This is a genomic window from Psychrobacter sp. G (assembly GCF_000418305.1).
Classification (GTDB): Bacteria; Pseudomonadota; Gammaproteobacteria; order Pseudomonadales; family Moraxellaceae; genus Psychrobacter; species Psychrobacter cryohalolentis.
On sequence record NC_021661.1, the window covers coordinates 960,235 to 977,987 of the forward strand.

The window sequence follows — 17,753 nt, forward strand, 5'->3', positions numbered from 1 at the left end:
GGCGTTAATGCCGTTATAAATAAAATAAAGGAAGCATTATGTCTGCTATCTTAAAAGCGACCAATATTAATAAGATATACGATGAAGGTGCCGTGAGCACCCAAGTCTTGACCGGTTTGGATTTGACTGTCACCGCTGGTGAGCGTATCGCTATCGTTGGTACCAGTGGCTCAGGAAAGAGTACTTTGCTCCATCTACTTGGTGGGCTTGATACGCCAACCAGCGGTGAGGTTTGGTTGCATGGTCAGTTATTAAACAGTATGAATGAGACCGAACGCGGTGCGATGCGTAATAAGCATTTGGGATTTATTTATCAGTTTCATCATCTATTGGCTGAATTTACTGCCATTGAAAACGTTGCCATGCCGCTACTAATGCGCCCAGAAGTATCGACGGCTGAAGCGCGTCAGCAAGCCATCGATATTTTAAACAGTGTTGGTCTTGAGCATCGTTTGGCACATAGACCTGGTGAGTTGTCGGGCGGTGAGCGTCAGCGCGTGGCGATTGCGCGTGCTTTAGTCACCAAACCGTCGCTTATCTTGGCAGATGAGCCAACAGGTAACCTAGATTATGATAACGCACAAAGTGTTTTTGGATTATTATCAGAGCTGCAAAGTACGATGCAAACGGCACTATTGATGGTCACTCATGATCGAAATCTAGCGGCGCTTGCTGATCGTCAGCTGCTTTTACGTAATGGTCATTGGGAAAATTATTAAAATATAATAGGAAAGGACTGCAAGATAGCAGTCTATTGATTGAGTAAGGATAAATATAATGGATAAAGATGACGACCCGATTGCTGCTTTTGGTAGTATTGAAGAAGGCGATGAGCCACTAAAACTTTATATGGATACCGCGTTATTTGATACGCTCGATAAACAAGGTCAAATAGATTTATTGACGCCCGTTTTCGATCGTATTACTTTGGCAGGTGTTGATTTTGATTTAAAGGTTCAAGACAGTGCGACAGGTAAGCGTTATGTATTGCTCAAAAACGAAGAAGTGGTTGAAGTTTTTGTGATGGATAATAAGCTCACTGACAACATCCTTAATGCTATTGAAGCAAATAGAGATGAGGATTGATAGCATTTATTAAAGTTCGGGCGGCTTATCTAAAGAGCTAAGCTGCCTTTTTTGCCAACTCGTGACAGTCTTATAGCGCCAAATGGCTTTAAACGCTAAGCCGCAGACGATGCTTGTAATAATGGCTAAGATAGTCAGACCTAAGCAAAATGCAGTTAAGGAAACAGTTCCTTTATAAGTAATAAAGGGGTTGGCGCCGTCCGATATAATCCATAAACTTAAGTCAGAGATCATCCTGCCAATCGTGCGCAAGCTAATCATTGGCAGATCGAGTATTTCGGCACCGATATAGTATCCAGCGTAAAATACCGGTAAGGTGGTGAGTGGATTGGTAATCCATGTTAAGCCCAGTGCCATAGGGACATTGGCACGGAAAATAAGAGCACCAATCAATGCCAATAACATCTGTCCTGGCAATGGAAAAAAGGCACTTAGCACACCGATATAGACGGCTTTATTTAAGCTATGGCGATTAAAATGCCACAATCGTGGGTCAGAAAGTTGCGGCGCAAACAGTTTTAATGTGCGACTTTCTAACACTTTCTCAGGGGTAGGTAATAAGTCTTTTAAACGTTTTTTTGGTCACAGATTTGCCTTTACTCATTGTCTGCAGCCCGCTCAATCATAATAATAGGCAGATAGGCAGTCATGTTATTGATAAAAGTATAGATAAGAATTCTATCAGAAAAACGTAAAGAGAACGTTAGACAATCACCATCCTAGTGTGTGCAATTAGTATAGGATAATATCCGGATCAATACCATGGCTTGATGTAGTGGTATTTAGCGCCAAGGTAATATAGCAAGCGCATTACAGTTTTTTAGTGGATGCTATATATTATTTCAAATATCACGCAAGGAGCACTGGTGTATTGGTTAATAGGTAGCTTTATCATCCTTGCTATGATGGGTGTTTTGGCGGTTGCTGATAACACGCCTATACCAATAATGCCGCTGTTTATGGATAGCGCCAGCACTCCTGTTCTGACTATTTCATTCGTACTTCTTACCTTTATTTTAATTTTGATCAGCCAGTTTACTATCCCATCAGCTTATCCTACCAATTCCATAAAAAGTACGCCACATCACTCTAGGTTTGCTTCTCGTATTCTCTATTTTATATCAATCGCTATACTGGCAAGCACTTTGGTTATTGGTAGTGGTTTACATGCGCTAGTAAGTCACCAACAAGCAGACGATCAAAAAATTACTGAGCCTATGCGTGTGCAGGCTTTGGTTCATATAGAGGGAATAAGCGATAGTGTGTATGATGCTGGTACCGATACCGGCTATCGGCAAGTTGCGATCATCAGTCAAATATTGCCATTGGTTTCTGAGCTGACAGCGCAAGACTTGGATAAAGTGACAGCAGAATACGGAGCAGGGCTAAATAATAGCCTAAGTGGCGATGATATCAAGTATGAATCTTCAAATGCCATATCTTCACATCAAAACACACTTGCTGAAAATGCTGTTCAAGATAAGATATACCGCGTCCTACTCAATGCTTATCCAAAAAAGCCAGCCAAACAGTCATCTAAGACTAACTCTCAGAAAAAATCTAAAAAATCTAAAAAAACAGAAAAACAAAGTCAGATTGCTGACTTAAATCATTTGCAGCCGGGTGATAGATTGTTTATGACCTTGACGCTGGCACCGCTTGCTACTTCTGAGCAAGTATCAAATAACCCGTCAGGGTTTGATAGTTATCGCTGGCTACGTAGTCGGCATATTGACGGCGTTGCCAATATACTGGCTACTAGTAGTAGCTCGATTAGTAGCTCGATTAGTAGCTCGATTAGTAGCTCGATTAGTAGCTCGATTTTGCCATCCAGTCACCCACAGATACATTCAAATTCGCATTTACTCTCTTCTGATTCTTATTTAACACGGTTGCGTACTGCTATTGACCAAGGGCGTTGGCAATTACGCCAGCACTTTTATAAAGATTGGGCTACAAATACTGCTGCAGAGCAACAAGCAAAAGCGGTCACATTAAGCTTGCTGACCGGTGATCGCAGTTTAATTAATCGTGAGACCAAAGATCTATATCAGTTGGCTGGCATTTTACACTTATTAGCAATATCGGGTACGCATGTTTTGTTTTTAGCGATTGTGCTGGCTGGTATAGTTATTCTACTAGCTAATCGTATGTATACCGCTTTATATCGCTATATTCCGCGCTGGCACGTACGTTGGTGGGTGATGATTAGCGCCGCATTTATTTATGCATTGTTTACAGGGTTTGATGTGCCCGCTGCACGTACCGCATGGATGCTACTGGCAATTGGTCTGACAAGACTAACTTTATTACCTGTCAGTACCATGCGCGTATTATTTGCCTTGGCAGTACTGATGGCATGGCATGACCCTTATGTATTATGGCAAGCAGGTTATTGGCTGTCTTTTATTGCCGTGGCATTATTGCTTAAATATGAAGATACCTCACAAAATCAGCCATTAACATCAAACCAACCCTTTACTTCCTATGACAAATTACTCAGACGTTTATGGCTAAGTTTTAAGCGCTTATTTAAGTTACAGTGTTGGCTGTTCCTCGCTCTATTACCTGTAACGTTGTTACTCTTTGGCAAAGCCTCATTATGGGGGTTAATCGTAAATCTCTTTGCTATTGGCTTATTTGGTTGGATTATCGTACCGCTGAATTTATTGGCTGGGCTTTGCTATCTTATATTGCCGTCTGTAGCCGATATTATTTGGATGTTAGTCACCGCAATTGTAAGTAACCTGCATGAGCTAATAGCATGGCTAACATCAATGCCTGTGCTATCAGATGCGTGGCTTTATACGCCCGTCAATGCCGCTATTTTGCTCATGGCATTATTAACCCTGTTACCTTGGTTGCTACCTAGCGGTCTGATCAGTCGTTGGCTAGTATTGCCACCGCTCAGTCTTTTGGTAATGACGGTATATGCCAATCAGCAGTTACTGACTATGACACCCACTCTATATATATTGCCAACGGGTGATCATTATATAAGTGCCACTTTATTACAATATCCTATCGTCAATGATAAAGATGCCAAAAATACCAGCTGGCTGTTTTTGGCAGATCATAGACCCAGTAACACTAAAATTAAGACCATGCCCAGCAATCTGACGGCAGATAAATTCTCTGCCATGTTAGCGCAGCAATTGGGCAGCTTATCTGTCAATAAGCTAGAGGGCATCGTCGTACAAAGCAGTAGTAGTGGCGTGACTGATTCACGCGTTTACGATAAAAAGAGCAGCGCAGTGAGTCCTAATGATTCAGAGCTCTTACCCATGATAGTCGCTCAGCTCAGTCAGAGATTGCCTGTGAGCCAATACTGGCAAGCAGGACGTAGTGAGCGTTGGTCTGCGCTGCATCAAGCTTATAAAGTTACTACGGATTCTCAAAAGACGGCAACTATCAGCGCCCAACGTTGCGAATCCGGTAAAATATGGCAGCTGCCAGATGGTAACTTAACCTTGCAAGCAATCACAGGCTGGAGCAAGATAGATGATGCCAGTGTTTGGGATTGTACTATGGCTATTGATAGTAGCACGCCCATACGAGTGCTCAAGTATCAAGCAAACGATCCTCTCAAGTCATTACCTGCTAACTCGCAAACACTCATGTCAAAAAGCCAACAACCGATTGACCAAGCAAATATGTGGCAATCGCGGCTAATTTTGAATGCAGATACGCATGAGAGAACTTGGCAAATGTGGTCGTTGCTATGCTCGACTGATTTAACCAATAGCAATATAGCCATGAATCATACGACATGGTTAGGTCACAGTACCTCACATATCCCGAATGAGGTAATCACCCAGCAACAAATAGATGAGATAATAACCTATGATAATAAACCGTTAGAAGTTGCTTTATCTTCTGATGCGCTATTCAAAGAGGGTGATTAAGAATTGTTCCAGTATTAATAGTATTGTGGATGTTATTAATGCGCCCTAATGTTTAGCCCTAGTGTTTTATTTGTGATATCACATTTATAAAATACACGTATTTCACAGAGATGCTATTGAACCACGAGTAAAATGGCACCATACTTAACCACCTATTCATACAGAAAACTTAAACAGTAATTTCGAATTTTCTGTCGTAAGTTTATATAATCTGTCTTTTATCGTTTTACATTGTTTCTACTTAGGAAGTTATATGCCCAACTGGCCGCCAGACCCTAACAAACGTCCTGATAATTCGGCAAATCAGCCAGCACCGATGCAGCAGTCAAACCAGCCGAGCGGGCAAGAATGGCGACTGATTGAAAATACTTTATTAGCAAGCGTGGTCGAGCAACGCCGTGCCCGTCGTTGGAGTATTTTCTTTAAGCTACTGACCTTTGGCTATATTTTATTGATATTTTTGACGATTGGGCGTAGCTGTAGTACTGAAGCACCCACTGGTCTTGATGGTATCGATACCAGTAAGCCGCATTTGGCAGTGGTTGAGCTTCAAGGAACTATTAGCAGTGGTGATGTGGCCAACGCTTATGATGTCAATGATGCGCTCACACGCGCCTTTAAAAACAGTAACTCGAAGGCAGTGGCGCTCGATATCAACTCACCGGGTGGCTCGCCTGTGCAGTCAGATGAAATCTGGCAGACTATGATGGATTTGCGTAAAGAATATCCAGATAAAAAGCTTTATGCAGTGATTGGTGATATGGGGGCTTCTGGCGCGTATTATATCGCATCAGCGGCTGATGAGATTTATGTCAACCCATCAAGCCTAGTCGGTTCGATCGGCGTCATTATGCCAAGCTATAATGTAAAAGGCTTGATGGACAAGGTCGGCGTAGAAGATCGCACCATTACAGCAGGTGAATATAAAGATATCTTGAGCCTGTCACGTCCCCTAACGGATTATGAAGAAAAGCATGTTGAAAAAGTGCTAGACAATACTCATAAGCACTTTATTAATGCCGTAAAAGAAGGTCGTGGCGATCGTTTAAAAAATCCTGAACAAAATAAGCTGTTTTCGGGACTGTTTTGGACAGGTGAGCAATCTATCGAGCTTGGCTTGGCGGACAAAAAAGGCAGTATCTCAAGTTTAGAGAAGCAGCTTAAATTAAATAACGTGGTTAATTATACGCCAAGTGATCCGTTCCAATTATTTATGGATCGCTTCGCCGTTAAATTAGGCGCAGGTGTGGGTTCAAGCATCAATCTTGATCTCTTGCCATCAGAAGAAGGCAACGCGCAGATGCGTTAATAGACTTTAATTTTTAGCGTTACCGTGTATGATTGTTAAGGCTGAGCGTATGATTACGCTCAGCCTTATTTATGTGTCGCTATCTAGCATTTAAAACCATAAATACAATACAAACCATTATAACAATTAATGAGAATGTGTCATGAGTGAAGTCAATTTGCAGTCTTTTGCGTCCTTACCGATATCGAAAATAACCCAAAAACCAGTCATCCATTTTGCTCATGCCAATGGAATGCCAAGTCCTGTCTATGAGCCGTTTTTTGAGAAATTGGCTGAATTTTTTACTATTGAATATATCTCCATGTTAGGCGATACGCCTGATTATCCGGTCGATAACCAATGGCGAAGTCTCACGCAGCAGATTGTCGATAGCGTCAAAGATACCTGTAAAAAACATGGCGTTAAGCAAGTCGTAGCCGTCGGGCATTCGCTTGGTGCCATGTGTACCTTGCAAGCGTTGTACCGTGCACCTGAGTACTTTTCGCAAGCCGTTCTGATGGATCCACCATGGATTTATGGCAAAGTTAGCTTGCTATGGCATCTTGCCAAGACAGCAGATCGATTGCCATTGATGAATAATCGTTTGATGGATAAGCTATCGCCAGCTGGCGTGTCTAAGCATCGCCGTGACGTATGGGATAGCCGAGAAGATGCGTATGACAAACTGCGCAATAAAGGATTTTTTAAAGATTTTACTGAGCGCAGTTTTCAAGGTTATATTGAGCATGGTCTGCATGAGCGTGCCGATGGTAAAGTTACCTTGGCGATTCCAAAAGCCAGTGAAGTCGCCGTCTTTCGTACCAACCCTTCTTGGTATTGGTTGACCCCAAATCGAGCCCCTAAAGTGCCAGTTACCTTGATTATTGGTGAGGACAGTATCTTTTTAAAACGTCGATTCCCGCAACAAATAAAGTCGCGCTTACGTATTCCTTATATTACTCATGCGGGCGGTCATATGTTTCCACTTGAGCATCCAGAGTCTGTGTCAGAGCAGGTATTAGCATTGATTGAAAAACAGTTATCTGCCAAATAACAACAGACTTTGTTTTTAATCAATTTCCTTACGCTAAACTGATTGTCTTTGTGAGCAGTTTTTAAGTAATGCTTCAGTATCTTTTCGAGTAAACCTATTATGTCAATGCGAATGCCAAATAAGAGCGCCGCTGAAAATAACAAAGTTGTCATACATCCTCAGCCTTTATTCACACGCTTAGGCACTTTATTGCTTATCATAGGCATGGTGGTTTTTTTCTTTATCAGTCAATTGATCGGGATTTACATCGCTGGCAAACTGGTATTACCAACTGCCAAAAGCGCAACGGTCGGCGATATTTTCTTTTTTGGCAGCAATGATGGAACGGTTGTCAGTATTTCTATCATGATAGGCTGCGTGCTATTAATGGCAACCAGCGCGTTAGTTATACGCGTGAGACGCGGCAATTTAAAGCAGTATTTGGCATTAAGACCGTTCTCATTGGCGGTCGGTATGGGCATGATAGGGCTGCTGTTGATATTTATGATTGGCAGTCAGGCATTGACGTATGTGCTTGATAAATCACCGCTGGCGTTTGTAGATCCTTTATACCAATCTGTCAGCTCAGTATGGCTACTTATTTTTGCGATGGTTATCGTCGCGCCCATTTATGAAGAGCTCATATTTCGCGGCATATTGTGGTCGGCGATTGCGGAGCAGTTTATCTCGCCACCTGATACAGAATATCGCGGGGCAATCATAGCAAGTCTGGTGACCAGTTTGATATTTGCGGTCATTCATTTACAATATGGAATTTACGAGATCAGTACCATCGTGGTGTTAGCATTACTATTTTGCTATGCGCGTATCAAATCAGGCTCGCTGATATTGCCCATGTTATTACATATTATAAATAACGGTGCGGCTATGTGGCAGTATTTGGCGCAAGTAGCATAAAGAATAACAGTGAATATTTGATAATTAATACTCACGCCGTATGCATTGTTATTTAATAGTAGGTTTTATCAGGCGTCAGGCGTCAGGCATCAGGATTAAGGCATCAGGATTAAGGGCTAATACCTCAGTCGCCGCGTGCTTGATATCATCAATGGTCAAGTGAGGCTTACCGCTCAATGCTTGACGCCATTTTCGAGCACCCACTAATCCTTGGAATAACCCTAAATAGTGCCGAGTCATCGTTGGAAGTGCTTCACCTTTAGCTATTTGCTCTTCTAAATAAGGATACAGCTGAGCTAGTATATCTGAACGCTTCGGGACAGGGGTGTCCCACAAGCTATTGGCTTCGGCTAACAAATATGGGTTGTGATAAAAGGCGCGCCCAATCATAACGCCATCGATATGCTCAAGATGCGCCTCAATATCAGCGACGGTCTCAATCCCACCATTTATCTCAATATCAAGGGTAGGAAAGTCCTGCTTTAAACGATACACATCTTCATAACGCAGTGGCGGTATTTCACGATTTTGCTTTGGGCTCAAGCCTTGTAGCCATGCCGTACGCGCATGAACGATAAAACGTGTACAACCACCTGCTGCTACCTTTTGTACAAAATCCGCCATAAATTCATAACTGTCAAAGTCATCAATGCCAATACGATGCTTGACCGTGACTGGAATATCGACTGCCGCTTGCATATGCTTGACCAAGTCTGCAACGGTATTGGGTTCTGCCATCAAGCAAGCACCGATTTTATTGTGCTGTACACGATCAGAGGGGCAGCCCACATTAATATTAACCTCATCATAACCATGCTGCTGAGCAAATTCTGCACACTGCGTCATCTCAGTGATATCTGCGCCGCCAAGTTGCAATACCAGCGGATGTTCAAGAGTATCAAAGCGTAAATGCCGTGCACGATTGCCATGTATCAGCGCGCCCGTACTGATCATCTCGGTGTACAAATAAACATGCGGATTAAAAAGCCGAGCAAAATAACGATAATCTGTCGTTGTCCAATCGATCATGGGTGCGACCGAAAGACGTTTGTTGGTCATATCAACCATAGTGGTTAAGCCTTAATTTTTTAGAAATTTTTGAAGATGTATATGCTAAATGCTAATGCTATATGTGTCAGTTTACGTATCACTTGCAATGGCTTGTGAGTCTATAATCAATAGGCTGATAAAAGATCAGCCTATTTGGATAAAATAATATTATATGACCTGATCGATTTTTTTGAATTCAGGCAGATTATAAAAATAAATGCCCATGATGATGGCAATAAAACCGATGAAAGTGATATAGAGTGCGGGTGAAAAGCTCACATATAAAGTGGCATAGCCAAGTCCAAACGGCACCAATACCCCAACGATACCATAAGTGACATTGTAGCAAAAAGCCATTCCGGTGAGTCGCACATTGGTAGGAAATAGTTGAATCAAGATGGCAGGTATCATGCCGATAACACCTGAACAAAAGCCTAAAAGTGCATACATAATAAGGATATAGTCGCCACTTGCCTCTAAGTGATAGAAGAAAGCAAGCATTTGAGCGATTAAGATAATAGAGCCTATTGCCAAAATTTTGCCAAAGTTTTGATGGTTAGAGATGATGCCATAAAAAATACAGCCAAAAATCATAAAAACGATGCCAAGACTGTGCGAGAATCCAAACAAGTCAGTATCGAGCGTAAAGCGTAATTCAATCAAATCAGGCAATAAAATAACCACTACTGTGGTGATGCTTGAGACAATTAAAGTGAGAACCAGACCTATAAAGATAGCATGCTTGCAATGCTTAAATAGGGTCGTAAAAGGCTTAGCAACATAATCACTAGGTCTTGATTTTTTCATCTGAGTGAAAAACGGAGTTTCTTCTATCCATCGCCAGGCAAGGAGCGGTAAAACCGTCAGGGTAGCCGCTATAAAGAAAGGCAAACGCCAGCCATAATCTGCCAATTGCTCAGTAGTAAACGTACTGCTTAACCAAAGAAAAAAACCATTAGAAAATAAAACGCCCACAAAAAAACTAGGCAGTTACATAGCTACAGCCTACTGACAGATATTGGCGCGGCACGTGCTCTGCAACGAATACCCAAGAGAGTGGCACATAAAGACCATAGGCCATGCCATGTATGATTCGCAAGACGATAAACAATGCAGGCGCTGCCAAACCCCATTGTGCATAAGTAGGCAAACATCCCATCGCCAATAAGCTTGCTGCCGTAATCAAGATACTGATTAGTAATAACGGTTTACGACCTTTTATATCGCCATAACGTCCAAAGATAACACCGCCAAGTGGGCGTGCCACATAACCAATTGCAAATAATGACAGCCCCTGTATCTTCATAAGATTGGGATCTGAGCTAACAGGAAATAAAGTCGCTGCCAACATATCTGCAAGATATAGGTATATTAAAAAGTCGAAAAACGCTATTGCACTGCTATAGCAAGTAAACAGTACCGTATTTTTATCTTTAGAAGACATAAGTGCATATTGAGAACGAGAAGGCATATTAGGTCACGCATCCAGACATTAAAGTATTCGTTAAGGCAGTCATTATCTAAATAACTGCCTATAATAAAAAACGATAAATCATCATTGCTAATGATTTATCGTCAAAATAAAGACGTTTATGTCAAATATGGTTATATGAAACAGAATTAAGCCAAAAGCATTCAACTTCTGTTTCTTTTATATTGAGCCAACTATAACAGCCAATCAATAGGTAACCATGACATAATGGTTAGCCAAACATGGTCACTGACATCGACGCGCGGCTCTGAATCATAAATGACTTTCTTATCTTTTTCCATGGTATGCCATTGTAAATCACCGTTTTCTAGTAACTTCACTTCATACGCTTGATTTAGTAAGTCATCGCTCAATGCACCATGCAACTGAGTCGCAAGCTCATCATCATTGATAATCACGCCCATCTCAGTATTGATATTAGCCGAGCGCGGGTCAACATTATATGAGCCAATGAACACTTGATAGTCATCAACGGCGAAAGCTTTTGCATGTAAACTGGTTGAAGATTGGCTACGCGCTTTCCAAAGTTTGTTTTCACGCTTTTCTTCAGAAGCGGTTGATTTTAGCTCATAAATCTTGACTCCCGCGCGCAGTAAACTAGGACGCCATTGGCTATAGCCAGAATGTACCGCCGTTACGTCGGTTGCATCAAATGAATTGGTGAGAATTTTGATTTCAATACCAGATTCTGCTAATGAGACCAACGTATTAACACCGTCTTTGGTCGGTACAAAGTAGGAGGAGATAATAGTCAGCTTCTTTGATGGACTACCAAGCAAAGTGCGTAGCTGATGTACCAAATTGGTGTCTGCTGGCACGGTTTTGGTCAATTTGCCGACGTCATCACTCAAGAACTGCATGTCCGTCCAACGAAACGGCACTCGCTTATTAATCAAATCCGTATCGATAGAGGAGTCTTCAATGGCTGCTTTATACACTGATAAACTGCCACTGCTACTACTTTTCTCATCGGCTTTTAACTTATCGAGCCCTTGTACGAAGTCAGTCGTCTCTCCTTTATCAAGGGTCGCTAAGGTTTGAATATCGAATGATATTGGTGCTGACCAGTAGCTGGCAAAGCTATTATCAATATCTGCCACCACTTTACCAATCAATAGTACATCCAAATCTGCGAACTGACTGCTTTTGTCATTGCTTAGGTATTCATCACCGATATTACGACCACCAATAATGGTGATTTGCTTATCAAAAATCATGCTTTTATTGTGCATGCGTCTATTGATACGTGGCAGACCGGTGACAAAATTTAAAGTCTGAAATTTACGATGCATAAGTGGATTGATGATACGCACCGCAATATTAGGGTGACTGGCAAAACGCAGTAAATGCTGATCAAATTTAGCATTATTATTAAAATCATCGAGCAGTAAACGTACGATCACGCCGCGCTCTGCCGCATCCCATAAGTCTTTGAGCATCAGCTGACCGGCTTGATCATCGTGCCAGATATAGTACTGGGCATCGATATTGCGCGTTGCCATACCTGTCAATATACTGCGTGAGGCAAAAGCATTGGCGCCCGTCACAATTGGATGATAGCCTGATAAATCAGGGTGAATCTCACTCTGTTGACTGATGGCAGCAACCAAATCAAGACTATCCGTGTTTGGGATAGCAAGGTCTGTGCTAACAGTCGTAGTATTTATAGGATCGCCCTCTTTTTGGGCGTCTTTTTCTATTTCAGCTTGTTTGCTGATGTCCGATTGGTATAAAGCATTGACCCGTGCAGATAGTGCTTGGCTTTCAGGCAAGTGCGGCTGCTTGGGTAAGCTTTGGCATCCACTAAGACCTAAGGTGAGACCGAGTGTCAGGCTCAACGATAAGTTGCTGGGTTCTATACTGAACATCGACATAAATAAATTACCTTAGTGAGCCTTTATATAATGGAGAAGTTGCCAAAAAATATGTATGGATTTCTTGGTGGTTTTGCAGATAATAACACTGATTATAAGGCATATGATAATATCGCCTAAGGCAAAGTTTAAATCGCCGCTAAGCTTATCAGGTGTCGGCATCTGTGCCTATTATAAATACGTTACTTTTATAAAATATTGCCTGTATTAGATATTGTTCTTATTGGATCTAGGTAGCACAATTTTTGCTTCTTATTTCTAATAAGTGATACGTTAGGCAAAATAATAGACAGTCAGTGCTGAAAACTGCTGCTTTGAAGCTACTGCTTGGAATAATTTATCATGATATGATAACGCGAATGCGTGATGTTTATAATCAAAAATAAACGCTATTGTAAATAACAATCAAGGCAATGGAAACTTTATGAGTCAACCGCAAAATAAAGACAATATAAACGGCTTGGATGCAAACTGGTGCAATGATGCACTGGATTTAGAACTCGATTATGGTATGCAAACCATTGCAGTACGTGCAGGTCAGCATCGTACCGATGAGGGCGAACATTCAGAAGCTATTTTTACGACCAGCTCCTATGTATATAGCTCAGCAGCTGATGCTGCCGGTCATTTTGATGGCACTAAAACGGGCAATGTCTACTCACGTCATACCAATCCAAGCGTACGTACCTTTGAGCGCCGTTTAGCAGCACTTGAAAACGGTGAGCGTGCAGTCGCAACAGCCTCTGGCATGGGTGCGATTTTGACCATGTGCTTGGCGTACTTAAAAGCCGGTGACCATTTACTTGCTGCTAATCAGCTATTTGGCTCCTCTATTGGTTTGTTTAATAACTATATGGCAAAGTTTGATGTGGAAGTCAGTTACGTTGATTGTTTCGACAATGACGCATGGGCAAATGCTGTTCAACCAAATACCAAGGTGATTTATTGCGAAAGCCCTAGTAATCCATTGGCACAGATTTGTGATATTGGCTTTTTAAGCCAGCTATGTAAAGCCAATGATATACTCTTGGTCGTTGACAATTGCTTTGCCACCCCAGCTTTGCAACGTCCGCTTGATTTGGGTGCCGATGTGGTGATTCATTCTGCAACCAAATACTTAGACGGTCAGGGTCGAGTACTTGGTGGCGCGTTAGTCGGTAGCGATAAGTTGATGCAAGAAGCGTTTACCGTCATACGTTCAGGCGGCATCAGCATGAGTCCGTTTAATGCTTGGGTCTTTACCAAAGGACTTGAAACGCTTAAATTACGTATGCAAGCGCATTGTAGTAATGCCAATCAAGTGGCAGAGTTTTTGGTTAATCATCCCAATGTCAGCACCGTACACTTTTCAGGCTTGAGCGACCATCCATCGCATGAGTTGACCAAACGTCAGCATCATATGAAAGACGGATATGGGGCAATTATGGGTTTTGAAGTGCAGCCATCAGAGACGCGTGATTCAAAATCTGCCGCATGGCATGTCATTGATTCAACTCAAATGGTCTCTATCACCAATAATTTGGGTGATGCCAAAACCACGATTACCCATCCTGCAACAACGACCCATTTTCGTTTGAGCGCCCAAGAGCGCGCAGAAGCAGGCGTAAAAGACGGTCTGATTCGTCTGTCGGTCGGTCTAGAAGATGTGGAAGATATCATCAAAGATTTGGCGCGTGGTTTAGACAGTTTGTAAAGATAACGGTATAATTGCTATTAGTATTTTATTTTTTATTATCAAAACCCCCATTATTTATTATTAAAAAACCAAGAGGCAACTATGAATATTCAAGCATTGATGCAACAAGCACAAACCATGCAAAAGAAAGTCGAAGCAAACGTCGAAAATGCTAAAAAAGAGCTTGGCAATAAAGAAGTGCATGCAGAAGCGGGCAGTGGTCTGGTAAAAGTAACCATGACGGGTCGTCATGTGGTTAAGCGCTTGACCATTGATCCGAGCTTATTAGAAGATGAGCCAGATATGATCGAAGATCTTATCGCTGCTGCTATCAATGATGCAGTGCGCCAAGCAGATGCGCTATATGAAGAAACCATGGCGGGCGCGACCTCAGGTATGGGCTTGCCACCAGGTATGCAAGGTATGTTCTAAGTAGCTGGTTCTTAAACGCTAAAGGCGACATATTAAAGGAAAATGGGGTTGTTATCGACATGATACGACCCCATTTTCATAGCTATGATTTATAAACAAAGGACATCACTTTGCTGACAGCCAAATTTGATCAGCTGGTCAAACAGTTGCGTATCTTGCCGGGCGTTGGTCAAAAAAGCGCTCAACGTATGGCGCTGCATCTGCTCACCAAAAAACGCCCACAAGGCATGGCACTTGCTCAAGCGCTTGATGAGGCGATGCGTGATATCGTCGAGTGTCAGCGCTGCCATAGCTTTAGCGATGAGGCTGTTTGCCCGTTATGCCAAGATCCTAGGCGTGATGATGCATTACTATGCGTGGTTGAGACTGCAGCTGACGTGATGGCGATAGAGCAGACGGCAGGCTATCGTGGGCGCTACTTTGTCTTAGGTGGTCACTTATCACCGATTGATGGCATTAGCGCTGATGATTTAAATATTGAGCAACTGGTCTGGCGCGTCAAGCAAGAGCCTGTTGAAGAGCTGATATTGGCGACCGGTACGACGGTCGAAGGGCAAACGACCGCGCACTTTATCAGTGAGGCAGTCAGTCGTCATGTCAATAAAGTTACGCGTCTGGCGCAAGGCGTACCTATGGGCGGCGAGCTTGAATATCTTGACAGCATGACCCTTGGACAAGCGATGCAAAATCGCTCCTTTTTATAGCCTTCTTATCTTTATCAGATTAAAATCTTGCGCATTTTATTCAATGATGTGGTTATAATTGCTTATATTATTTTATCGCTTTCTCTTTTAGTTTTATTAAGACGTGCTTTAGCGTTTTATTCTCTCTTATCAATGCAGGTATCTGCCCGTGTCTAACACTGCTCCAACCGAATCAAACCTTCAAAATACATTTTCGGCTGACGAAGTACACCATTCAGTCAATCCAGCCAAATTAGTAGACCTGCCAGTAGAGCCGGATATTGACGCATTATTAGATATTGCTGATGAGGTTGCCGTCACTTGGGTACGTAAGCAAAGCCAATTGGATGAAGTGATTGAGGCATTGGCCACTTGCGGGCGTGTGGCATTAGATACCGAGTTTATCAAGCGCGATACCTATTATCCACGCTTAGCACTGATACAGCTGAATACTGGCAATCATGTATATTTATTAGATGCGCCGCAGTTACAGCTGAGTGAGCTATGGCAAGCACTTATGAAAGTTGATGTGGCTATCTGGCATGCTTGTGGTGAAGATTTAGGTATATTTTATCTATTGTCCGGCTGCCCGCCGCTGACCAATATTTTTGATACGCAAATTGCCTTGTCCTACTTAACAGGTCAATTACAGATGGGTTATCAGCAGGCGCTTGATGAGCAGCTCGATATGCATATTGATAAGGAACAAAGCCAGTCAGATTGGTTACAGCGTCCATTATCAGATGAGCAAGAGCAATATGCGATTGATGATGTGCGCTTTTTACCTGCATTATATTTGAGTCTTGAATACGCCCTAAAATCTCAAGGCCTCTATGAGTATGTCTGGGAAGACTGTCAGCTTTACGCCAACGACTTATATGATGCTCAAAATGTTGCAGACGAGCAGATGTATCTAACCATGGCAGATTATCGCTATACCTCTGAGCAAATGGCAATATTGCAGGCGGTAGCCACATGGCGTGAAGAGCTGGCGCGCTCAACCAATCAGCCCCGTACTTTTGTCATAAAAAAACAAGCGGTGCGTGAGATTATCACTGAAAAACCAAACACGATGCGTGAGCTTGCGCATAAGACAACGATACATCGCAGTATGTTGCGACTGTATGGTGAAGAATTACTCAAAGTGATAAAAGAAGCAAAAAATCTGCATCCTGCAGAATATCCAGATTCTCTATTGCCGCCGTATCGCTCAAAGAATAAAGTACTCTCAAAAGCGGTACAAAAAACGATAGATGATCAAGCAAAAGTTACCGGTGTACCTGCCAATGTCTTAATGCGTAAAAAATGGCTTGGGCAATTATATGAAGTGATTGCTTTTGATAAAGATATCAGCGAGTTGCCGCAAGGGTTGAAAGGCTGGCGTCATGATTGGGTAATGCACACCTTTATTCCCGTTATCGAAGCGCATAAAACCGAGCTACAGCAAGGCATGGGTATCAATGTATAGGATTTAACGCCTGACACTTACCTGCGTTCAAATTGACCATACTGTAAAAAATAGATTGTCTGATTGGCGACGTTATTATCAATTAACATACCGGTATGCGATACAGGCAGGATTAAATGGTCAGTAGCCGCATCAAGCTTAGTTTCTTTTAGATATACGGTGCCGTCATGTACAAGATGCTCATCAAGCAACGGGTTGTCTGTTCGGCGTAATTTACGATTATGATATTGCAAAAATATCTGACCCAAACCGTATGGACGACTCCCAGCAATCACGCCAAGGGTGATATGCTCAGGTAATGGCGCAACGGTGCCATCTAATGCATCGATGTACGATTGCCCAACGATAGCAGGGCTCAGCCGCCAAATATAATCCGCACAAATACTGCCCATATGCGGTGTTCCAAGGGTCACGCAACGTCCAATCTGCCACTTGGGATACTGAGTGACAAAATCACGAATAATCAAACCGCCCAAACTATGACCGACCAAATCTATAGGCTCATCAGGATCATGATTTTCTTCAAGCCATTTGTTAAGCCGATGAGTATTGGTTTGAATACCATCTCGCATACTACGATAGCCAAATTGATGGGTATTAAACCCTTGTACTTGCAAGCGTTTGGACAATGGGCGCATAATAAATGGCGCGTGATGCAGTCCATGAATAAGAATGACAAGATTGTTTTTCTGCATAGTTAATTCTAACCAAGTGAATGATGTGAATAGATTGATAGCCATTTTATTATAGCGCTTAATATAGTTAAAATATCTCAAAAACGCTACAGTACTGCTGGTATAAATTTTTTGCAGCCTCTGTCTGCGCAGGCACAGCAAGCAAGAAAAATGA

General features: G+C 42.3%; 16 protein-coding genes. 10 read left to right on the forward strand and 6 right to left on the reverse strand.

The features are described from left to right. Positions 1 to 38 precede the first annotated feature (38 nt). Both lolD and PSYCG_RS04160 read left to right on the forward strand, forming a co-directional pair. Entirely contained in the window at positions 39 to 719 is a 681-nt protein-coding gene (gene lolD, locus PSYCG_RS04155) for a lipoprotein-releasing ABC transporter ATP-binding protein LolD (RefSeq protein ID WP_011513135.1), read from the forward strand. A 58-nt stretch (positions 720 to 777) separates the two neighbouring features. Then, complete coding sequence (locus PSYCG_RS04160; protein ID WP_020443073.1) at positions 778 to 1,086, forward strand: hypothetical protein; 309 nt, start codon at positions 778 to 780, stop codon at positions 1,084 to 1,086. Between the two features lie 9 nt (positions 1,087 to 1,095). Here PSYCG_RS04160 and PSYCG_RS04165 read toward each other — a convergent pair whose 3' ends face one another. After that, positions 1,096 to 1,626, reverse strand: coding sequence for a DUF2062 domain-containing protein (locus PSYCG_RS04165; protein WP_020443074.1), 531 nt, complete (start codon positions 1,624 to 1,626; stop codon positions 1,096 to 1,098). A gap of 326 nt (positions 1,627 to 1,952) precedes the next feature. Here PSYCG_RS04165 and PSYCG_RS04170 point away from each other — a divergent pair, with 326 nt between their 5' ends. From PSYCG_RS04170 to PSYCG_RS04185, 4 genes are all read left to right on the forward strand, one after another. Further along, positions 1,953 to 4,991, forward strand: coding sequence for a ComEC/Rec2 family competence protein (locus PSYCG_RS04170; RefSeq protein WP_227500757.1), 3,039 nt, complete (start codon positions 1,953 to 1,955; stop codon positions 4,989 to 4,991). 253 nt (positions 4,992 to 5,244) lie between these two features. Then, entirely contained in the window at positions 5,245 to 6,300 is a 1,056-nt protein-coding gene (gene sppA / locus PSYCG_RS04175; protein ID WP_020443076.1) for a signal peptide peptidase SppA, read from the forward strand. A gap of 142 nt (positions 6,301 to 6,442) precedes the next feature. Continuing rightward, complete coding sequence (locus PSYCG_RS04180; RefSeq protein WP_020443077.1) at positions 6,443 to 7,333, forward strand: alpha/beta fold hydrolase; 891 nt, start codon at positions 6,443 to 6,445, stop codon at positions 7,331 to 7,333. 111 nt (positions 7,334 to 7,444) lie between these two features. Next, the gene (locus tag PSYCG_RS04185; RefSeq protein WP_020443078.1) at positions 7,445 to 8,230 is read left to right on the forward strand and encodes a CPBP family intramembrane glutamic endopeptidase; all 786 of its coding nucleotides are present in this window, start codon (positions 7,445 to 7,447) and stop codon (positions 8,228 to 8,230) included. Positions 8,231 to 8,305: 75 nt separating this feature from the next. On the opposite strand, the gene dusA is transcribed toward PSYCG_RS04185, so the two are convergent. The 4 genes from dusA to PSYCG_RS04200 form a co-directional block, all read right to left on the reverse strand. Further along, the gene (gene dusA / locus PSYCG_RS04190) at positions 8,306 to 9,298 is read right to left on the reverse strand and encodes a tRNA dihydrouridine(20/20a) synthase DusA (protein WP_020443079.1); all 993 of its coding nucleotides are present in this window, start codon (positions 9,296 to 9,298) and stop codon (positions 8,306 to 8,308) included. Between the two features lie 150 nt (positions 9,299 to 9,448). Then, the gene (locus PSYCG_RS13525; protein ID WP_227500758.1) at positions 9,449 to 10,255 is read right to left on the reverse strand and encodes an MFS transporter; all 807 of its coding nucleotides are present in this window, start codon (positions 10,253 to 10,255) and stop codon (positions 9,449 to 9,451) included. A 7-nt stretch (positions 10,256 to 10,262) separates the two neighbouring features. Then, positions 10,263 to 10,751 carry an MFS transporter gene (locus PSYCG_RS13530; protein ID WP_227500759.1) on the reverse strand — a complete coding sequence of 163 codons (489 nt, stop codon included), beginning with the start codon at positions 10,749 to 10,751 and terminating at the stop codon, positions 10,263 to 10,265. 194 nt (positions 10,752 to 10,945) lie between these two features. Continuing rightward, positions 10,946 to 12,646: a phospholipase D family protein gene (locus PSYCG_RS04200; RefSeq protein ID WP_020443080.1), complete on the reverse strand. Its 1,701-nt coding sequence runs from the start codon at positions 12,644 to 12,646 to the stop codon at positions 10,946 to 10,948. Positions 12,647 to 13,070: 424 nt separating this feature from the next. Between PSYCG_RS04200 and PSYCG_RS04205 the strand changes: the two genes are divergently transcribed. From PSYCG_RS04205 to PSYCG_RS04220, 4 genes are all read left to right on the forward strand, one after another. Continuing rightward, positions 13,071 to 14,339, forward strand: coding sequence for an O-succinylhomoserine sulfhydrylase (locus tag PSYCG_RS04205; protein ID WP_020443081.1), 1,269 nt, complete (start codon positions 13,071 to 13,073; stop codon positions 14,337 to 14,339). Between the two features lie 84 nt (positions 14,340 to 14,423). Continuing rightward, positions 14,424 to 14,753, forward strand: a complete 330-nt coding sequence (locus PSYCG_RS04210; protein WP_011513146.1) for a YbaB/EbfC family nucleoid-associated protein — start codon at positions 14,424 to 14,426, stop codon at positions 14,751 to 14,753. A 110-nt stretch (positions 14,754 to 14,863) separates the two neighbouring features. After that, positions 14,864 to 15,457 carry a recombination mediator RecR gene (recR, locus tag PSYCG_RS04215; protein ID WP_020443082.1) on the forward strand — a complete coding sequence of 198 codons (594 nt, stop codon included), beginning with the start codon at positions 14,864 to 14,866 and terminating at the stop codon, positions 15,455 to 15,457. 148 nt (positions 15,458 to 15,605) lie between these two features. After that, a complete protein-coding gene (locus tag PSYCG_RS04220) occupies positions 15,606 to 16,904 on the forward strand; it encodes a ribonuclease D (RefSeq protein ID WP_020443083.1) in 1,299 nt (432 codons plus the stop codon). Positions 16,905 to 16,921: 17 nt separating this feature from the next. Here the strand turns inward: PSYCG_RS04220 and PSYCG_RS04225 are convergent, their stop codons facing one another. After that, positions 16,922 to 17,599 (reverse strand): esterase/lipase family protein, encoded by a 678-nt coding sequence (locus PSYCG_RS04225; RefSeq protein WP_020443084.1) that lies wholly within the window; start codon positions 17,597 to 17,599, stop codon positions 16,922 to 16,924. Between the last annotated feature and the right edge of the window lie 154 nt (positions 17,600 to 17,753).

Bases quoted from the DNA above. Each gene is read 5' to 3' on its own strand.
- PSYCG_RS13530 (WP_227500759.1), bottom strand. From the start codon at position 10,751: ATGCCTTCTCGTTCTCAATATGCACTTATGTCTTCTAAAGATAAAAAT.
- dusA (WP_020443079.1), bottom strand. From the start codon at position 9,298: ATGGTTGATATGACCAACAAACGTCTTTCGGTCGCACCCATGATCGAT.
- PSYCG_RS04200 (WP_020443080.1), bottom strand. From the start codon at position 12,646: ATGTCGATGTTCAGTATAGAACCCAGCAACTTATCGTTGAGCCTGACA.
- PSYCG_RS04180 (WP_020443077.1), top strand. From the start codon at position 6,443: ATGAGTGAAGTCAATTTGCAGTCTTTTGCGTCCTTACCGATATCGAAA.
- PSYCG_RS04210 (WP_011513146.1), top strand. From the start codon at position 14,424: ATGAATATTCAAGCATTGATGCAACAAGCACAAACCATGCAAAAGAAA.
- PSYCG_RS04160 (WP_020443073.1), top strand. From the start codon at position 778: ATGGATAAAGATGACGACCCGATTGCTGCTTTTGGTAGTATTGAAGAA.
- PSYCG_RS04185 (WP_020443078.1), top strand. From the start codon at position 7,445: ATGCCAAATAAGAGCGCCGCTGAAAATAACAAAGTTGTCATACATCCT.
- PSYCG_RS04225 (WP_020443084.1), bottom strand. From the start codon at position 17,599: ATGCAGAAAAACAATCTTGTCATTCTTATTCATGGACTGCATCACGCG.
- PSYCG_RS04205 (WP_020443081.1), top strand. From the start codon at position 13,071: ATGAGTCAACCGCAAAATAAAGACAATATAAACGGCTTGGATGCAAAC.
- lolD (WP_011513135.1), top strand. From the start codon at position 39: ATGTCTGCTATCTTAAAAGCGACCAATATTAATAAGATATACGATGAA.
- sppA (WP_020443076.1), top strand. From the start codon at position 5,245: ATGCCCAACTGGCCGCCAGACCCTAACAAACGTCCTGATAATTCGGCA.